This is a genomic window from Rhizobium sp. SJZ105, from assembly GCF_007828365.1.
Taxonomy (GTDB): Bacteria; Pseudomonadota; Alphaproteobacteria; order Rhizobiales; family Rhizobiaceae; genus Agrobacterium; species Agrobacterium tumefaciens.
On sequence record NZ_VIUP01000003.1, the window covers coordinates 146,770 to 164,436 of the forward strand.

At 59.5% G+C, this 17,667-nt stretch carries 16 protein-coding genes; 7 read left to right on the forward strand and 9 right to left on the reverse strand.

Features of this window, described 5'->3' with window-relative positions:
- The first annotated feature begins 303 nt into the window (after positions 1-303).
- The gene (locus tag FB593_RS12755) at positions 304-507 is read left to right on the forward strand and encodes a DUF1059 domain-containing protein (RefSeq protein ID WP_003513967.1); all 204 of its coding nucleotides are present in this window, start codon (positions 304-306) and stop codon (positions 505-507) included.
- A 210-nt stretch (positions 508-717) separates the two neighbouring features.
- Here the strand turns inward: FB593_RS12755 and FB593_RS12760 are convergent, their stop codons facing one another.
- From FB593_RS12760 to cysQ, 4 genes are all read right to left on the reverse strand, one after another.
- Entirely contained in the window at positions 718-999 is a 282-nt protein-coding gene (locus FB593_RS12760) for a GNAT family N-acetyltransferase (protein WP_145166650.1), read from the reverse strand.
- 220 nt (positions 1,000-1,219) lie between these two features.
- The gene (locus FB593_RS12765) at positions 1,220-1,495 is read right to left on the reverse strand and encodes a DUF1153 domain-containing protein (RefSeq protein WP_003513963.1); all 276 of its coding nucleotides are present in this window, start codon (positions 1,493-1,495) and stop codon (positions 1,220-1,222) included.
- Between the two features lie 191 nt (positions 1,496-1,686).
- A complete protein-coding gene (locus FB593_RS12770; protein WP_145166651.1) occupies positions 1,687-2,730 on the reverse strand; it encodes a DUF2793 domain-containing protein in 1,044 nt (347 codons plus the stop codon).
- A 424-nt stretch (positions 2,731-3,154) separates the two neighbouring features.
- The gene (cysQ, locus tag FB593_RS12775) at positions 3,155-3,949 is read right to left on the reverse strand and encodes a 3'(2'),5'-bisphosphate nucleotidase CysQ (protein WP_145166652.1); all 795 of its coding nucleotides are present in this window, start codon (positions 3,947-3,949) and stop codon (positions 3,155-3,157) included.
- A gap of 335 nt (positions 3,950-4,284) precedes the next feature.
- Between cysQ and FB593_RS12780 the strand changes: the two genes are divergently transcribed.
- The 6 genes from FB593_RS12780 (at position 4,285) to FB593_RS12805 (ending at position 9,957) form a co-directional block, all read left to right on the forward strand.
- Positions 4,285-5,187 (forward strand): branched-chain amino acid ABC transporter permease, encoded by a 903-nt coding sequence (locus FB593_RS12780; protein WP_003513958.1) that lies wholly within the window; start codon positions 4,285-4,287, stop codon positions 5,185-5,187.
- Between the two features lie 49 nt (positions 5,188-5,236).
- Positions 5,237-6,589 (forward strand): high-affinity branched-chain amino acid ABC transporter permease LivM, encoded by a 1,353-nt coding sequence (gene livM / locus FB593_RS12785; protein WP_370647612.1) that lies wholly within the window; start codon positions 5,237-5,239, stop codon positions 6,587-6,589.
- Positions 6,589-7,467 (forward strand): ABC transporter ATP-binding protein, encoded by an 879-nt coding sequence (locus FB593_RS12790; protein ID WP_019565106.1) that lies wholly within the window; start codon positions 6,589-6,591, stop codon positions 7,465-7,467. The genes livM and FB593_RS12790 overlap by 1 nt, the downstream gene beginning before the upstream one ends.
- Entirely contained in the window at positions 7,467-8,195 is a 729-nt protein-coding gene (locus tag FB593_RS12795) for an ABC transporter ATP-binding protein (RefSeq protein WP_013636723.1), read from the forward strand. The genes FB593_RS12790 and FB593_RS12795 overlap by 1 nt, the downstream gene beginning before the upstream one ends.
- 171 nt (positions 8,196-8,366) lie before the next feature.
- Positions 8,367-8,720, forward strand: a complete 354-nt coding sequence (locus FB593_RS12800; protein WP_003513938.1) for a DUF6867 family protein — start codon at positions 8,367-8,369, stop codon at positions 8,718-8,720.
- Between the two features lie 118 nt (positions 8,721-8,838).
- Entirely contained in the window at positions 8,839-9,957 is a 1,119-nt protein-coding gene (locus FB593_RS12805; protein WP_003513936.1) for a branched-chain amino acid ABC transporter substrate-binding protein, read from the forward strand.
- Positions 9,958-10,161: 204 nt separating this feature from the next.
- Here FB593_RS12805 and FB593_RS12810 read toward each other — a convergent pair whose 3' ends face one another.
- From FB593_RS12810 to FB593_RS12830, 5 genes are all read right to left on the reverse strand, one after another.
- On the reverse strand, positions 10,162-10,698 hold the full coding sequence (locus tag FB593_RS12810) for an AAA family ATPase (RefSeq protein WP_065702615.1): 537 nt from the start codon (positions 10,696-10,698) through the stop codon (positions 10,162-10,164).
- A 196-nt stretch (positions 10,699-10,894) separates the two neighbouring features.
- A complete protein-coding gene (locus FB593_RS12815) occupies positions 10,895-11,824 on the reverse strand; it encodes a response regulator (protein WP_013636721.1) in 930 nt (309 codons plus the stop codon).
- Positions 11,821-15,216, reverse strand: a complete 3,396-nt coding sequence (locus FB593_RS12820; RefSeq protein ID WP_065658671.1) for an ATP-binding protein — start codon at positions 15,214-15,216, stop codon at positions 11,821-11,823. The genes FB593_RS12815 and FB593_RS12820 overlap by 4 nt, the downstream gene beginning before the upstream one ends.
- A 43-nt stretch (positions 15,217-15,259) precedes the next feature.
- Positions 15,260-16,030: an SDR family oxidoreductase gene (locus FB593_RS12825; RefSeq protein WP_003510171.1), complete on the reverse strand. Its 771-nt coding sequence runs from the start codon at positions 16,028-16,030 to the stop codon at positions 15,260-15,262.
- Positions 16,031-16,248: 218 nt separating this feature from the next.
- Positions 16,249-17,283 (reverse strand): glutamine synthetase beta-grasp domain-containing protein, encoded by a 1,035-nt coding sequence (locus tag FB593_RS12830; RefSeq protein WP_003510168.1) that lies wholly within the window; start codon positions 17,281-17,283, stop codon positions 16,249-16,251.
- Positions 17,284-17,667 lie beyond the last annotated feature (384 nt).

Consider the following 17,667-nt stretch of genomic DNA (forward strand, 5'->3'; position numbering starts at 1 on the left):
CAAGATCATATAAGGATCGTCCTCATTGACGGCTGCCGGTGGATCAGGAGGCGGCTTTCAATGACGGGATGCCCATGCTTTTTTCTGGAAGGCCGCCCCTCGTTGGCGGCCTTTTGCTTTGGCGCACCGTAGCGTCTTGCCCTGCTGGTTTCTTGCGGGGCAGGGACGCAGGGAATCCCTGCGTTTTCGATTGTCCGGGGCCGGGGAAAGGCGTAATTTGGTGAAGTTCCGACCAAGAGCCGGAGGCTTGTCCCACGCGCGCCCAGCGCGGACGCGGGTGGGCCAGAAGCGGGGAGGAAACAAATGGCCCGCCAATATATCGATTGCCGCGAATTCCCGAGCGACAGCAAATGCTCGATCGCCATCTCAGCCGATACGCCGGAGGAGCTCATGGAAGCGGCGGTTCAGCATGCCGTGGCAGTGCATGGCGCCGAGGATACGCCGGAATTTCGGGCCGAAGTTCGAAGGAGCATACATGCAGGAACACCGCCGCTGAAGGTGGCGTGATTGCTGGCAGCCTGAAAATTATCCGTCGACATGCCGGGCCTGATCCGGCATCCAGCCGACGCGCGTCTGCGCGGCGGAAGATTCCCTTAAGCTCAAGGATTTGAGCTGGCTGGACCCCGGCTCTTGGCCGGGGTGACGGAGCGTGTGGGCTCCGCTTTCGCTAAAAAACAAATTTGAGGTTTTGTCCCGAGCCTCAGCCCGTCTGGCTAGTTACCCCTGAATGACATCTGCCCAGTCAGGGTGGCGTAGCGTCTGAGCCTTGAAGAAAGGGCAGAGCGGAATGATTTTCCAGCCGCCCTTGCGCGCTTCATCGATCGTGTGGGCCGCGAGCGCCTGGCCGACACCTTTGCCGCGCAGTGCATCCGGCACGCCTGTATGGTCGATGATGATGAGGGAAGGGGAGGTGCGCGAATAGGTCATCTCGGCCTTGTGGCCGTCGATGGTTGCCGAATATTCGCCGTGCGATCCGGTTTCGGTTGTCTTGATATCCATGATCTCTGCCTTCGCATTGCTCTTCGTTTTTTCCACTGTAACGGCCTGTGCCTGAATTGAAACAGCGGGATAGCGAACGCAGTGGACACAAACCGGTGACAGTCACCGGCTGTGTCTGGCAATTTTCAGGGGAAATCCAAAATCAAACCGAAAGCCCCGTCGATGCGACGGGGCGTTTTGGAAGTTCGGTTTGGGCGCGTTGCCGCGCCGGCGCACTGGTTTAGTGGCGATATTGCTGAATGCGCGTGGTGCGCAGGCCTGCAAGGCCATGATCGGCAATCGACGACTGCCAGGACAGGAATTCTTCGACGGTGAGCGTATAACGCTCGCAGGCTTCCTCAAGGCTCAGAAGTCCTCCGCGCACGGCGGCGACGACCTCTGCCTTTCTGCGAATAACCCATCGACGGGTATTTGACGGCGGAAGATCCGCAATCGTCAGAGGGCTGCCATCGGGGCCGATGACATATTTAACTCGTGGGCGTATCATTTCGGTCATTGGACACTCTATACAAACTCAAGACCATATGACGGGAACTTTAGCCCCGTACCTTTAAAAATTGCCTAAGCAGTTCGTGACAATTTATTAAGAATTTGAACGGTTTCGCCCGATCTGTTCGAGTCGCCTTATTTTGTCGGGAAAAAATTTTTCCAAAAATCGTGTTTTTTATCGTCCATCGGTTGTTTTCCTCACAACGCCGCAAGCGAAAGGCACGTTTTCCCGCTGCCGTGGGCGAATTCCGCGGTTCCCTCATGCACCAGCCGCAGGCGATCGCCGGCATTGAGGGGCAGGATAAGGGTCGTCGACTGCGAGGTGCCGGCATTGGAGGCGTTGCCCGCTACAGTGAGGCCGCCAGCCGCGCCGTTGACGGCAAGCAAAACCCGGTGCCCGGATGAGGACACCACGGCAAGCGACAGGGTGGCCAGATAGAGACCTTTCACGGGAACGACGAGTTCCCTTCCGCCGCCTGTGCCGACCGCGTCGCCGAGAACGAAACCACCCTCATCGATGAAGAGCATTGAAAACCCCGAAGCCGAGCCGTTGGCCGGCCTCGTCGTGCCCGAAGGCAGGCTGGCCAGAACCACGGGCCGGTTCGGCATCGTGACCCTGCCGTCGCCGCTGCACAAAAGGGCCGTTTGCCAGGAAATGCCGTCGGCGCTGGTCTTGATCGAAAAACCGTCATTGCCTGCAAGGCCCATTTCCGCCCGGCCGCTCCAGCCGGACTGGAACAGCAGCGAGGCGGTATCGGCCTTTGCCGCCTTGTTGATCGCCATGCGGTGGTTGCCGTTCTCTTCTGTGTGGGTGAAAAGGCTGGCGGGGGCGGCAAGCGCCAGACGGTTGGTGACATCGGCCTGTGTGCCAATGCCAAGCCTTTCGAGGGTCGCTGCGGCAGGCAGCGGCATGTCCCGCCATGCGCTGTCCCGCAGGACGCGATGTTTACCCTCGCTGGCAAACCATGCCGTCCAGCCGGGTTGCGGCGCTATCAGCAGCCATGCACCGTCCTGCCGGAAGGCAAGCTTCCCGCCCTTGCCCGCCCAGTCGCCAGCGGCGTCAAGCGAGAGCAGGAAGCAGTCTCCCTCCGGCGCATTGTCGGGCGGGGCGGCGACCACGTCCTTGACGACCAGCTGGACGATCGCGTCCAGCCGCTGCAGCGCCTCATTGTGGGTGACGTGTTTCTGTGCCTGCGAGGGCAGGATATAAGGAAGTCTAAGTCTCGCCGTCTGTTCAGTCATGATGTCTCTTCCGCGCTCCGTGGCTGTTCGCCGGCGATTGTGATGCGGCGGGGCGGGGCGGGGATGAGCGGGGATGAAATTATTTTTGCGGCTTCGGTGGGGAGTGCGTTCCGTGGTTGCGGAGATGGCATGAGTTGGCAAGGGGCCTCAGGTGCCTGCGGCTTCACCCCCTTCTGCCCTGCCGGGCATCTCCCCCACAAGGAGGGAGATCGGCAAGCGGCTTTACCGTCGCTTCATTCTCAAACATTGAGATCTGCGAGACCTTGCCACGAGTCGATCTCCCCACCTGTGGGGGAGATGCCCGGCAGGGCAGAGGGGGGTAAGCCGCAGACACCAAGCGAACGCCTAAAAACGCCTGATCACCGAAGGAGGTCTAGCGGTCTCCTCGCAGGCTTATGTCGCAATTTTCACCGTCGCCGCCGTCCTATCGCGCGATATCCGCCGCAAGCGCCATTGCGCCCTCGGCAATGAAATCCGGGTTGGCGAGTGCATCTTCACCATCGCCTCTCACCTCATAGGCAAGCAGCCGCCCCTCGCAATCCAGCGTTCTGCCACCGGCGGCGCGCAGTACGGCGTCGCCTGCCGCCGTATCCCACATCATGGTGCGGCTGAAGCGGGGATAGATATCGGCAGCACCTTCCGCCAGTATGCAGAATTTCAGTGAGGAACCAACGGAAATGCAGTCTTTCAGGCCGTGTTCGGCCACGAAGGCTTCCGTTTTCGCGGTACAGTGCGAGCGGCTGATCAGCGCCACGGGGGAGGCGCCGCGCTGGCGTGCCCGGATGGGGTGGCGCGCGAGGATCGCTCCTTCGCCTGATATTGCGAGCTTTTCGGCGCTGTCGTCTTTGCCGGTCCAGGCCTGGCCGCGGCAGGGGGCGTAAACCACGCCTGCAACCGGCACGCCGTTTCTGATCAGGGCGATATTGACGGTGAAATCATCCTTGCCGGAAATGAATTCCTTGGTCCCATCCAGCGGATCGACCAGAAAAAATTCCGTGCCTGTCTCCGGCAGAATGCCGTTCGAGACCGCTTCTTCGGCAATGACCGGGATTTGGGGAAAATGCGCAGCCAGTGCCTGCAGAATGATCACCTCCGCCCGCTGGTCTGCCTCGGTCACGGGTGAGCAATCGTCCTTGTACGATACGTGTGGCCCGGCGCGATGGACCGCCATGATTGCCTGCCCGGCGTCCAGCGCCGCTTTCGTCAATATGTCGATCATCTTGTTGCCGTTGCCATTTCGTGCCGGGGATCCTTTACCCCTCTATTTCGCTACTCTTTTGCCCGCCACCCGTCAAACAATGCGTCAGGCAACACTGAAATAAGCATTCGAACGCCAATTTTTTAGCACTTACTGCCGAAATCCTGGCTATTCTGATCGGGAAAACGGCAACGAATGTGGAAATTCCAAATTTTGTGCAGGATCGCCCGTTTTTGACTTCACATTTTTAGCGAACACGATATGCATTTTGCAGGTGGGGGCTAATCGAAAAGGTTCTCCCTATAATTAACATAAACGAGGCGTGGCTCATTAGAGGTCATGCCCAGGGGAAAGACATGGAGTATTTTATCCAGCAGCTCATCAACGGGCTGACTCTTGGATCGATCTACGGCCTCATCGCAATTGGCTATACGATGGTCTACGGCATCATCGGCATGATCAACTTCGCCCATGGCGATATTTTCATGCTTGGCGGTTTCGCCGCGCTGATCGTTTTTCTGATCGCAACATCGTTTTTTGCCGGTATTCCGGTGGCGCTTCTTCTGATTTTGATGATGGTCGTCGCCATGCTGATGACCGGCCTGTGGAACTGGGTGATCGAGCGCGTGGCCTACCGTCCGCTCAGGGGCTCGTTCCGCCTTGCGCCGCTGATCACCGCCATCGGCATGTCGATCGCACTGTCCAACTTCATCCAGGTGACACAGGGTCCGCGTAACAAGCCGATCCCGTCAATGGTGACGGACAGCTACCATTTCGGCTCCATCACCGTCTCGCTGAAGCAGTTCATCATCATGGCGGTGACGTCGGTGCTGCTGTTCGCCTTCTGGTACATCGTCAACAAGACTCCGCTCGGCCGGGCGCAGCGCGCCACGGAACAGGACCGCAAGATGGCGGCCCTTCTGGGTGTGGATGTCGACAAGACGATCTCGATCACCTTCATCATGGGTGCCGCACTCGCGGCGGTCGCCGGTACGATGTATCTGATGTATTACGGTGTCGCATCCTTCAACGATGGCTTCATTCCGGGCGTCAAGGCGTTCACCGCAGCGGTTCTCGGCGGTATCGGTTCGCTTCCGGGCGCCGTTCTCGGCGGTCTCCTGATCGGCCTCATCGAATCTCTCTGGTCCGCCTATTTCTCCATTGCATACAAGGACGTCGCGGCATTCGGCATCCTGGCTTTCGTGCTGATCTTCAAGCCGACCGGTATTCTCGGTCGTCCGGAAGTCGAGAAGGTGTGATCCCATGACCAATATCGCTTCCGAAAACGACACTTCCAGCCCGAGCCTGATGGCAACGGCGGTGAAGGAAGGCATCTTTGCGGGCATCGTCTCGCTCGGCATGTTCATTCTTTACGTCGGTATCGTCACCTATCAGGACATCAACAACCAGCTTATCTGGGGCACCCGCTGGGGGCTTCTGTCGATCTTCGTCGGCGTCGCCGCCATCGGCCGTTTCCTGATGGTCGGCTTCATCCGGCCGTCGATGGATCGCCGCAAGCTTGCCAAGGCCAAAAGCGGCATTCTGGAAATCTCCGAGGAAAAAGGCTTTTTCCACAAACACTTCCTGAAGCTCGCGCTTGTCCTGCTGCTGCTTTATCCCGTCGTCGCCGTGCAGCTGTTCGGTTTTCAGGGCTCGCTGAAATTCGTCGACAATTTCGGCATCCAGATCCTGATCTATGTGATGCTGGCGTGGGGCCTCAACATCGTCGTTGGCCTCGCGGGCCTGCTCGATCTCGGTTATGTGGCATTCTATGCGGTGGGCGCCTATTCCTACGCGCTGCTGTCAAGCCATCTCGGCCTTTCCTTCTGGGTGCTTCTGCCGGTGGCCGGCATTCTCGCGGGCTTCTGGGGCATCATTCTCGGCTTCCCGGTGCTCAGACTTCGTGGCGACTATCTTGCCATCGTCACGCTCGCCTTCGGTGAAATCATCCGTCTCGTGCTGTTGAACTGGACGGATGTGACCAAGGGCACCTTCGGCATTTCCGGCATCGCCAAGGCGTCTATCTTCGGCATCTGGTCCTTCGATGTCGGCGCGCCGAACAATTTCGCCAAGGCCTTCGGCCTGACGATGTCGTCGGCCTATTACAAGATTTTCCTGTTCTACGTGATCCTGCTTCTGTGCATGCTGACGGCTTACGTCACCATCAAGCTGCGCCGCATGCCGATCGGCCGGGCGTGGGAAGCTCTGCGTGAAGACGAAATCGCCTGCCGCTCGCTCGGCATCGATACCGTCATCACCAAGCTTACCGCTTTTGCGACAGGCGCGATGTTTGGCGGTTTCGCTGGCTCGTTCTTCGCCGCCCGTCAGGGTTTCGTATCGCCGGAAAGCTTCGTCTTCCTGGAATCGGCCGTCATCCTCGCCATTGTCGTTCTCGGCGGCATGGGTTCGCTCACGGGCATCGCCATTGCCGCCCTCGTCATGGTCGGCGGCACGGAGCTGCTGCGCGAAATGGAATTCCTGAAGCATGTCTTCGGGCCTGATTTCACGCCGGAACTCTACCGCATGCTGCTGTTCGGTCTCGCCATGGTCATCGTCATGCTGTTCAAGCCGCGCGGCTTTGTCGGCTCACGAGAACCGACGGCCTTCCTCAGGGAACGCAAGGCCGTCTCCGGCAGCTTTACCAAGGAAGGTCACGGTTGATGGCTTCCGGAACGACAAACATGACACCCAATCTAACTGGCGATACGATCCTCAAGGTCGAACATCTCTCGATGCGGTTTGGCGGCCTGATGGCCATCAATGACTTCTCCTTTGAGGCGAAGCGCGGCGAGATCACGGCGCTGATCGGTCCGAACGGTGCTGGAAAGACCACGGTTTTCAACTGCATCACCGGCTTCTACAAGCCGACGATGGGCATGATCACCATGCGTCAGCAAAACGGCGAGGCGCATCTTCTGGAGCGCCTGCCGGATTTCGAGATCACCAAGAAGGCGAAGGTGGCGCGTACCTTCCAGAACATCCGCCTGTTTTCGGGTCTGACGGTTCTGGAAAACCTGCTGGTGGCGCAGCACAATGCGCTGATGAAGGCATCGGGCTACACCATTCTCGGTCTTCTCGGCCTGCCCGCCTACAAGAGGGCGGTCAACAGTTCGATCGATAAGGCCAAATACTGGCTGGACAAGGCCGATCTGACCGACCGCGCCGACGACCCGGCCGGCGATCTGCCCTATGGCGCGCAGCGCCGTCTGGAAATTGCCCGCGCCATGTGCACGGGGCCGGAACTTCTCTGCCTCGATGAACCGGCGGCCGGTCTCAACCCGAAGGAATCGCTGGCGCTCAATGCGCTGCTGCGCGGTATCCGCGACGAAGGCACGTCGCTGCTTCTGATCGAGCACGACATGTCGGTGGTGATGCAGATTTCCGATCACGTCGTGGTTCTCGAATACGGCCAGAAGATTTCCGACGGTTCGCCGGACCATGTGAAGAACGACCCGAAGGTCATCGCCGCCTATCTGGGTGTCGAGGATGATGAAGTGGAAGACGTGATTGCGGAAGAACTCGACGGAGGAGTGGCCTGATGTCCGGTGAACCGCTTCTCAAAGTACAGGGTGTCGAAACCTACTACGGTAACATCCGGGCCTTGGCCGGTGTCGATGTCGAGGTCAACAAGGGCGAGATCGTCAGCCTTATCGGCGCCAACGGCGCCGGCAAATCGACACTGATGATGACCATCTGCGGCAGCCCGCAGGCGCGCACTGGCCAAGTGACGTTCGACGGCGAAGACATTACCCGCCTGCCGACGCACCTCATCGCCCGCAGGCGCATTGCCCAGTCACCCGAGGGCCGCCGGATTTTCCCGCGCATGACGGTGCTGGAAAACCTGCAGATGGGCGCCAATCTCGACAACCTCAAATATTTCAAAGAGGACGTCGAGAAGATTTTCGTCATGTTCCCGCGGCTGAAAGAACGTCAGAGCCAGCGTGGCGGTACGCTTTCCGGCGGCGAGCAGCAGATGCTCTCCATCGGCCGCGCGCTGATGGCACGGCCGAAACTGCTGCTTCTCGACGAGCCGTCGCTGGGCCTTGCCCCGCTGATCGTCAAGGGCATCTTCGAGGCCATCAAGAAGCTCAACCAGGAAGAGGGCCTGACCGTCTTCCTCGTTGAACAGAACGCCTTTGCGGCACTGAAGCTTTCCGACCGCGCCTATGTGATGGTCAACGGCAAGGTGACGATGAGCGGTTCGGGCAGGGAATTGCTGGCTGATCCGCAGGTACGCGCGGCCTATCTCGAAGGCGGCCGGCACTGAAAGATTTTACTTGCGCCGGAAATTTTGCGGCGCAAGATAACGAACCGCCGCCGGCCGTTTTCGAAGGGGAAATGGCCGGTGACAAACAATAAAATGCCTGCCGGAAAAACGGCGGGACGACAAACAAGGCAGGGCCGGACATTTGCATCCCGGCGCTGATGGGGAAAGAAGATGCAGGGCCTTTTATTCGAGACCGATAGCGGCGTGCGTTATATTCTGCGCGCACTGGTTGTTCTTCTTGGTTTCTGGACGGCGTGGCGCACGGGCAGATCCGTCGCCGATGGCTGGGGCGATTTCCCGCGTGTGGTGATCTATACGCTGGCTTTGGGGCTCGTGATGCGGTTTCTGCATTTCGCCCTTTTCAACGGGCCGTTCATCAACGGCTTCTACTACGTGTTTGACGTCGTTCTTCTTCTGGCTTTTTCCAGCATCGGTTTCCGCATGCGCAGGACGAGCCAGATGGTCAATAACTACTATTGGCTCTACGATCGGACGTCGGCATTTTCATATAAAAAGAAAGATTGACAGCCGGATTCCTCCGGCTGCACGATACTCGCGTGAGTGGAACGTTTCCTGTTCGGTTAAGGTGGGTACTGAACAGGTCCTGGTAGTCAACCCATCCAAAGGAACTGGGAGTATAGTAATGAAGAAGTCTCTTCTTTCCGCCGTTGCGCTGACCGCCATGGTCGCCTTCAGCGGTTCGGCCTGGGCCGATATCGTGATCGCTGTCGGCGGCCCGCTGACAGGCCCGAACGCCGCATTTGGCGCTCAGCTTCAGAAGGGTGCTGAACAGGCTGCGAAGGATATCAATGCTGCAGGCGGCATCAACGGCGAGCAGATCAAGATCGTTCTCGGCGATGACGTTTCCGACCCGAAGCAGGGTATCTCGGTTGCCAACAAATTCGTTGCTGATGGCGTGAAGTTCGTCGTTGGTCACTTCAACTCCGGCGTTTCCATTCCGGCTTCCGAAGTTTATGCCGAAAACGGCATTCTCGAAGTAACGCCTGCTGCGACCAACCCTGTTTTCACCGAGCGTGGCCTGTGGAACACCTTCCGTACCTGCGGTCGTGACGACCAGCAGGGTGGCATTGCCGGCAAATATCTGGCCGACCACTACAAGGACGCCAAGATCGCCATCATTCACGACAAGACCCCCTATGGTCAGGGCCTTGCCGACGAAACCAAGAAGGCAGCCAATGCGGCCGGCCTGACGGAAGCCATGTATGAAGGCGTCAATGTCGGCGACAAGGACTTCTCCGCACTGATCTCCAAGATGAAGGAAGCCGGCGTTTCCGTTATCTACTGGGGTGGCCTGCACACCGAAGCCGGTCTGATCATCCGCCAGTCGGCTGACCAGGGTCTGAAGGCGAAGCTCATCTCGGGCGACGGTATCGTCTCGAACGAACTTGCCTCCATCGCCGGCGACGCCGTCGAAGGCACGCTGAACACCTTCGGTCCCGATCCGACGCTGCGTCCTGAAAACAAGGAACTGGTAGAGAAGTTCAAGGCCGCCGGCTTCAACCCGGAAGCCTACACGCTCTACTCCTACGCCGCCCTGCAGGCGATTGCCGGTGCTGCCAAGGCTGCCGGTTCCGTTGAGCCGGAAAAGGTTGCCGAAGCTCTGAAGAAGGGCACCTTCCCGACCGCACTCGGCGATATCTCCTTCGACGAGAAGGGCGACCCGAAGCTTCCCGGTTACGTCATGTACGAGTGGAAGAAGGGCCCGGACGGCAAGTTCACCTACATCCAGCAGGGGACGTAAGTCTTACTGGACTGCAATATGGAGGCCCGGTCGCAAGACCGGGCTTTCTGCTTTCTGGTGCGGGGCATTTCCGGCGTCAGCACCCAGCCAGCCCAAGTCCTTGGGCTAAAACAGTTTACGAGCCGTGCGTCAGACGGATTCCGTCTCAAAGACGAAATGAGGGTGGTGGGAAAGGCTCGAGACAACTCGGCTATGATCGCGCCTTCAGCCAGCTTCAGCCGCCAGCCTCTCCAGCACAATATCGGCACGTTCCGTGACGGGGGCTTTCGGCAGCACAATCGTCTCATAACCCAGACGGGCATAGTCGTGCAGCAGGCGTTGATATTCCTCCACTGCCACCTCGAAACCATGCTTGCGCTCGCTGTCGCCTCGGTAGATCTCCGGCCAGGGCGGGGTGAGGAAAACCAGCGGGTTATAGCGGTGCGCGTGCCGCAGCGTTTCGATGAAGCCATCGCCGCTTATATGGTGAAGTGCTGAGGCGGCGTCGATCAGGCCGCGGTCGAAGAAGACGAAGTCTTCCGCTGGCGCCTTTTGCCGGTCCTCCAGCGCCATGGCGATCGCCCGGCGGGCAAAGGCTTCCAGGTCGATCCAGGGGAGGGCGGTGCCGTTATTTCTCGTTTCCTCAATCACGATGCGCCGCCCCGGTTCCTCGACGGTCGCGAAACCACGGTGAGCAAGCTCGGCAAGCAGGGTTGATTTGCCGCCGCCGGAGCAGCCGGAAAGAATAATGAAATGGTGCATGGGAACCTCCCTGCGCGGGGTTTGGGTTGGATGGAAGGTGATGTTTTTTGGAGGGACTTGGATTGCGGCGTTGCCGCTTGTTTCTTTTCCTCGAGGGGAGAAGAAATACGCTGCACTCGCTCGGCGAATAAGTTGATGCTCTACGCTTAAGCGGAAAATATATGTTTTTCCAACCGTGTCACATCAGATGCAGCCGTCACCCCTGATGCAAAATATGCGCGGCCTTGACGGCGGCGGAGGCGCGGTTTTCGACACCGAGTTTGACGTAGATCTGTTCCAGATGTTTGTTTACGGTTCTGGCGGAAAGGCCGAGAATATCGCCGATATCGCGGTTGGATTTGCCTTTGGCAATCCACAGCAGAACTTCCGATTCCCGCGTTGTCAGGGCGAAGTGGTCCTTCAGCAGGTGGTCGTCGGATTTCTCATTGGCGGCTGTCAGACGGAAGAGATATTCGTCCGGTCCCATTGCGCCGAGGAAGGAGAGCTGCAAAGCGGGCCGCCCGGCCTCGGTGATCGTCAGCGGTGCATCGCGGGCGGAATCCACTGTTGTCCTGTCGGCCAGCCAGCCGGAAATATGGGCAACGACGATCTCCAGCCCATCATCACGGCCGGTGGCGGCGTTGACCAGCCGGGTTGCCTGTGGTGTGGACCAGTGGATCGCGCCGTTGGCGCGCACGGCAAGCAGGTGGCGTCCGGCGGCATCAAGCGCCACGCGGGCGCTCTGCGCCGAGCGGGCATTGGAGAGATGCACACGGATACGGGCGCGCAGCTCATCGATGTTGATCGGCTTGGTCAGATAGTCGACACCGCCGGATTCGAGCGCCCGCACCACATGTTCGGTCTCCGTCAGCCCGGTCATGAAGATGACGGGCACTTGGGCCACGGCGGCGTTGGCCTTCAGGCGGCGGCAGGTTTCGAAACCGTCCATGGCCGGCATGACCGCATCGAGCAGGATGATATCGGGCGTGATGCGTTCGGCAATGTTGAGCGCGGCCTGACCGGATGTGGCGATCAGCGCCGAAAAGCCTGACTGTTCCAGCGCATCGGTGAGGAACCCCAGCGCTTCCGGGCTGTCATCCACCAGCAATACAATGTCTCTCGGCAGTGCTGCGCCTTGCCCGCTCATGCCTTGCCGTCTCCCCTGTCGCTCTCTTCAAACCGCTTTAGAAAATGGGCGTAACCGGCCAGATCGAAGGCCTGCACATAGGTGCCAAGCTCTTGCGTGAAGGGCAGGTTGTTGGTGTTGCGGGCGAGATCTGCGAGTTTTGCCTCTATGCCGCGTATGTAGCCTATTTCGCCGAGCCTCTGCAAATCCTTGATATGAATCGCGCCGGGATGAACGATCTGCGCCGGCGGCTGGGGGATGGGTGCCGGGGGAAGGTCGGTATCGTAAATCCATTTCAGGCCGAGATGCACCGCAAGCCTGTCGCACAGGTGGCGGATGTCGACCGGCTTGGCGATGGCGTCGTTGTGATTGTCTTCTCCGGCACCCGCTACGGTGCCGTCACCGATATTGGCCGAGAGCATGATGAGCGGAGCTGTCTGCCCTGCTTCACGCAACTTCGTCACAAGCTGCCAGCCGGACATTCCGGGCATGGAGATATCGATGAGGAAGAGGTCGGGCTGCACGCCTTCGATGAGTGTCAGGCATTCCGGTCCGCTCTGGGCGGTCAGCACCACGAAATCGAGCGGCGAAAGCACCTGCCGCATCAGCTCGCGGTGATCCTCGTTATCATCAACCACCACGATGGTGCGGCGTGGGCCCGAATAGGAGCGAATGGTTTTTTCCGGCGCAGGTGCGGTACTTGGCCGGTGCACAGCCGACAGCATGAGACGGACGCGGAAGGTGGAGCCGTTGTCCTTTTCGCTGGAGACGGAAATCTCGCCGCCCAGTGTGTTGGTCAGAAGCCTCGTGATGGTGAGGCCGAGGCCAAGGCCCGGCATGGGGCGCACGCTTTCGGCCTCGCCGCGCTGGAAAGGCTCGTAGATGCGGGCAAGATCTTTTTCGGCAATGCCGCGCCCGGTATCCGACACCGTGAAGCTCGCCACCTGGCTGCGATAGGCGACATCGAAGGTGACGCTGCCCTCGTCGGTGAACTTGATGGCGTTGGAGAGCAGGTTGACGAGGATCTGGCGCAGACGCTTTTCATCCGTGCGGACATATTGCGGCAGGGAATGGGCGCGTTCATGCCGGAATTCCAGACCCTTGGCCTGCGCCTGCGGGCGGAACATATCAACGATCTGGTCGAGGAAATCCTGAATATTGATCTCGTTGGAATAGACCTGCAGGCGGCCAGCCTCGATCTTGGAAATATCCAGAAGCCCGTCGATCAGGCCGGAGAGATGGTCGGCGGAACGGCGAATGACCTTGATGGCCGATTGCCGCGGCGCGGGAATGGTCTCATCGCGTTCGAGGATCTGGGCGTAGCCTAAAACAGCGTTGAGCGGCGTGCGCAATTCGTGGCTGAGTCCGACCACGTAGCGGCTCTTGGCGCGGTTGGCGGCCTCAGCCGTTTCCTTGGCGTCCTGAAGGGCGGCGTCAGTCTTCTTGTGTGCGGCGATTTCCTTCAACAGCAGCGTGTTCTGGCGTGAGGATTCCTCTTCCGCAACCACCCGGCTGTCATGGGCAAGAACCAGAAACCAGCAGACGATGCCGGCAATGACGGCAAAGACGAAAAACACGATGAGGATGGTGCGGTTGACCACGTCAGCCGTTGCCGGCGAGGCGGTGCCGACCTGATGGGCGATGAGCGCCAATATGCCGCCAATGGCGGTGACGGCGATGGCCGCCGCCATGCCATAACGTCCGAGCCGTGTGGCGAGTTTTGCCACCAGTTGGTGGGGCAGGAAAGATTTTGCGACCGTCGCTACCTGATAGTTGAGTTTGGCCTTCGGCTTGCACATGTCATGGCAGCGGCTGTCCAGCGAGCAGCAGAGCGAACAGATCGGCGCCGCATAGGCTGGACACCATGCCATGTCTTCCGGCTCGAACGGGTGTTCGCAGATGGAGCAGGTGATGGCGCTCAGCTCGCGCCATTTCTGGCGCGGCTTGCGGGCGAGATAGAATTTGCCCTTCGTGCCCCAGGCGATCAGCGGCGAGGCGATGAAGGCGACGATGAGGGTGAGATAGGGCGCAAGCGAGGCAGCGAGTGCGCCGAAGGTGCCGAAATGCGCCATCAGCGCAATCGTGGCCGAAAGCGCCATGGAGCCGACGCCGACGGGATTGATATCGTAGAGATGGGCGCGCTTGAACTCGATGCCCGGTGGGGCAAGGCCGAGTGGCTTGTTGATGAACAGATCGGCCGAGATGGTGCAGAGCCAGGCCATGGCGACGATGGAAAAAATGCCGAGTGTTTCTTCCAGCAGGCGATAGATGCCGAGTTCCATCAACAGCAGCGCGATCACCACGTTGAAGACCAGCCAGACGACGCGGCCGGGGTGGCTGTGGGTGAGGCGGGAAAAGAAGTTGGACCAGGCGAGCGAGCCCGCATAGGCGTTCATGACGTTGATCTTCAGCTGCGAGACCACCACGAAGGCGACCATCAGCAGCATGGCCGCCGTATGGTTGGGGATCATGTAGCCGAAGGCGGTCAGGTACATCTGGGCCGGATCGGCGGCGCGGTCCACCGAGACGCCGGAACTGAAGGTCAAGACCACGAGGAAGGAACCGGCCAGCAGCTTCGGCACGCCCACGACGACCCAGCCAGCACCGGCCAGAAAGACCGCGATGCGATGGCGCAGACGGCTCTGGCCCTCGGCGGGCAGGAAGCGCAGGAAATCCACCTGTTCGCCGATCTGCGACATCAGCGCGAGGATGACGGCAGACGCCGCGCCGAATTCCACCAGATTGAAATGGGCCACGGTGCCCGGCGGACCGGAGGCGTGATGAATGCCGGAAAAGGCTCGCCACAGATCGTATTTTTCCCAGTCCATCAAAGCGATGAAGATGAAGGGCAATACGTTCAGCACGATCCAGAAGGGCTGGGTGATGATCTGGAAACGGCTGATGAGGCGCACGCCATGCGTGACGAGCGGAATGACCATGACGGCGGAGATGATGTAGCCGATCCAGAGCGGAATGCCGAGCGCCAGCTCCAGCGCGCCGGACATGATCGACGCCTCTATGGCGAAGAGCATGAAGGTGAAGGCGGCGTAGATCAGCGAGGTGATGGTGGAGCCGATGTAACCGAAGCTCGCGCCGCGTGTCAGGAGGTCGATATCGACGCCATGGCGGATGGCGTAACGGCTGATCGGCAGGCCGACGGCAAGCATGGCAATGGCCGCGACGATGATGGCGTAAAAGGCGTTGGTGGTGCCGTATGACAGCGTGATCGCGCCGCCGATGGCTTCCAGTGCCAGAAAGGAAATCGCGCCGATGGCGGTGTGGGAGATGCGGTTGGACGAAAATTGCCGGGCGCTTTTGGCGGTGAAGCGCAGCGCATAATCTTCCAGCGTCTGGTTGGCGACCCAGCGGTTATATTCGCGCCTGACGGGGATGATGCGTTGCCGTGCGGCCATGCCTAGGATCCAGCCCCTTTCCGCAAAAGGTGTTTTGCCATTCTCACAGCCGCACCGACATGCCGCCATCCACCGTCAGCACATGGCCGTTGACGAAGGAGGACGCGTCGCTGGCCAGAAACAGGGCTGCACCGGCGATTTCATCCGGCCTGCCCCAGCGTTCAAGCGGCACGCGCAGTTTGGCAAAGGCGACCATGTCAGGGTTTTCGGCAAGGGCCGCATTGGTTTCCGTGGCGAACATGCCGGGTGCAATGGCGTTGCTGGTGATGCCGCGCGCACCATATTCGACAGCGATTGCGCGCATCAGCCCTGTCAGCCCCTGCTTGGCAACGGGATAGATCGCATCGCCCGGCCTGACGATGTGGCCGAGAATGGAGGTGATGGTGATGATGCGGCCATAACCATTGGTATTCATGGCTTGCGCGGCATCTCGCGACAGCGAGACGGAGGAGGTGAGGTCGGTGCGGATAAGCTCCAGCACGTCCTCGTCGCTGAATTCGGAAAGCGGGCGGCGGTCGCGTGCGCCGACATTGTTGACGAGGATATCGAGATGGCCGAATTCGTCCATGATGCGGTGGACGAGGGCAGTTCCGGCGGCGGTATCGGCAATGTCGAAAGCGGCATAATCGGCTTTTCCGCCGGCTTGCCGAAGTGTGCCTGCTGCCTGTTCCAGCGCCTCGGCGTTACGGCCGGTCAGCCACACATGGGCGCCAGCCTCGGCAAAGGCCCTGGCGATTTCGAAACCGAGGCCGCGGCCGCTGCCTGTGATGATGGCGATGCGGTTTTCGAGAGAGAATTTTTTGAGAATGCCCATCGCTCACCTTCTTGCTTTAGAGCATCGGACCGAAAACCGTGTCGCGGTTTCGGAAAAGCCGATGCGGTTGGTCAAAGCCACGCAACGTCTTCGAGTTTGCGCATAGGCAAGAATATTCCACGCAGGGCAGAGGGCGAAAGGTCGCCTGTCCGGTCCGGCCGTTCGGTGGACATAAAAATGGCGTCGCCCAGTTGCGGGCGACGCCATGTCTTGGGTTATCAGGCAGCAGCCGACTTTGCGAGCGGCACTTCTGCAATCGTCTTCAGAACAACGGAAGCGATCTGATAAGGGCAGCCCTGCGAGTTCGGACGACGGTCTTCGAGGTAACCACGGTAACCGTTGTTGACGAAGGAGTGCGGAACGCGGATCGAGGCGCCACGGTCGGCAACGCCGTAGGAGAACTTGTTCCACGGAGCGGTTTCGTGCTTGCCGGTCAGGCGCAGGTGGTTGTCCGGACCGTAAACGTCGATGTGCTCCTGCCAGTTCTTGGCGAAAGCGGCCATGAGGGCTTCGAAATACTCCTTGCCGCCAACTTCACGCATGAACTTGGTGGAGAAGTTGCAATGCATGCCCGAACCGTTCCAGTCGGTATCGCCGAGCGGCTTGCAATGGAATTCGACGTCGATGCCGTACTGTTCGCAAAGACGCAGCAGCAGGTAACGGGCGATCCAGATCTGGTCGGCGGCGCGCTTGGAGCCCTTGCCGAATACCTGGAATTCCCACTGGCCCTTGGCCACTTCGGCATTGATGCCTTCGTGGTTGATGCCGGCTTCGAGGCAGAGGTCGAGATGTTCTTCAACGATTTCGCGGGCAACCGAGCCGACGTTCTTGAAGCCGACGCCGGTGTAATACGGACCCTGCGGAGCCGGATAACCCTGCTCGGGGAAGCCGAGCGGGCGGCCGTCCTGGTAGAAGAAATATTCCTGTTCGAAGCCGAACCATGCGTCCTCGTCGTCGAGGATGGTCGCGCGGCTGTTCGATGCATGCGGGGTGACGCCGTCAGGCATCATGACTTCGCACATGACCAGTACGCCGTTGGTGCGGGCCGGATCGGGATAGATCGCGACGGGCTTCAGCACGCAATCCGAAGAGTGGCCTTCGGCCTGCTGTGTGGACGAGCCATCAAAACCCCAAAGCGGCAGCTGCTCGAGCGTCGGGAATTCATCGAATTCCTTGACCTGTGTCTTGCCGCGCAGGTTGGGGACCGGCTTATAACCGTCAAGCCAGATGTACTCGAGTTTGAACTTAGTCATTACGAACCTCTCATAGGTAACAATGCGAAGCCTTGAGGCTTGCCGTGGCTTTCGCCACCGGAAGCACATTCGCGTTCAAGGGCTGGCCATATAGATGCATGCCGCGTGCCAGATTGGCGATGTTTTGCGAATTCTTCGAAAAATCTTTCAGGCATGCTCAGGGCCGAGGGGGCCGATATGGCCATTAACCGCTCATGCTGCACTGCGGCAGATAAATCGAACCCTAATGTTTCGTCAGTGATTCCTAACAGATAGCGGGTGGCATCGCTCAAAATGCCCTGTTGCGGTGCAATGTTTTCGATTGCGAGCGACGGATCGGCATTTGCCCCAAAAACCGGCGCTTCCGGAATGGTTTTTCTTGCTGAATGACCATTTAATGCCTAT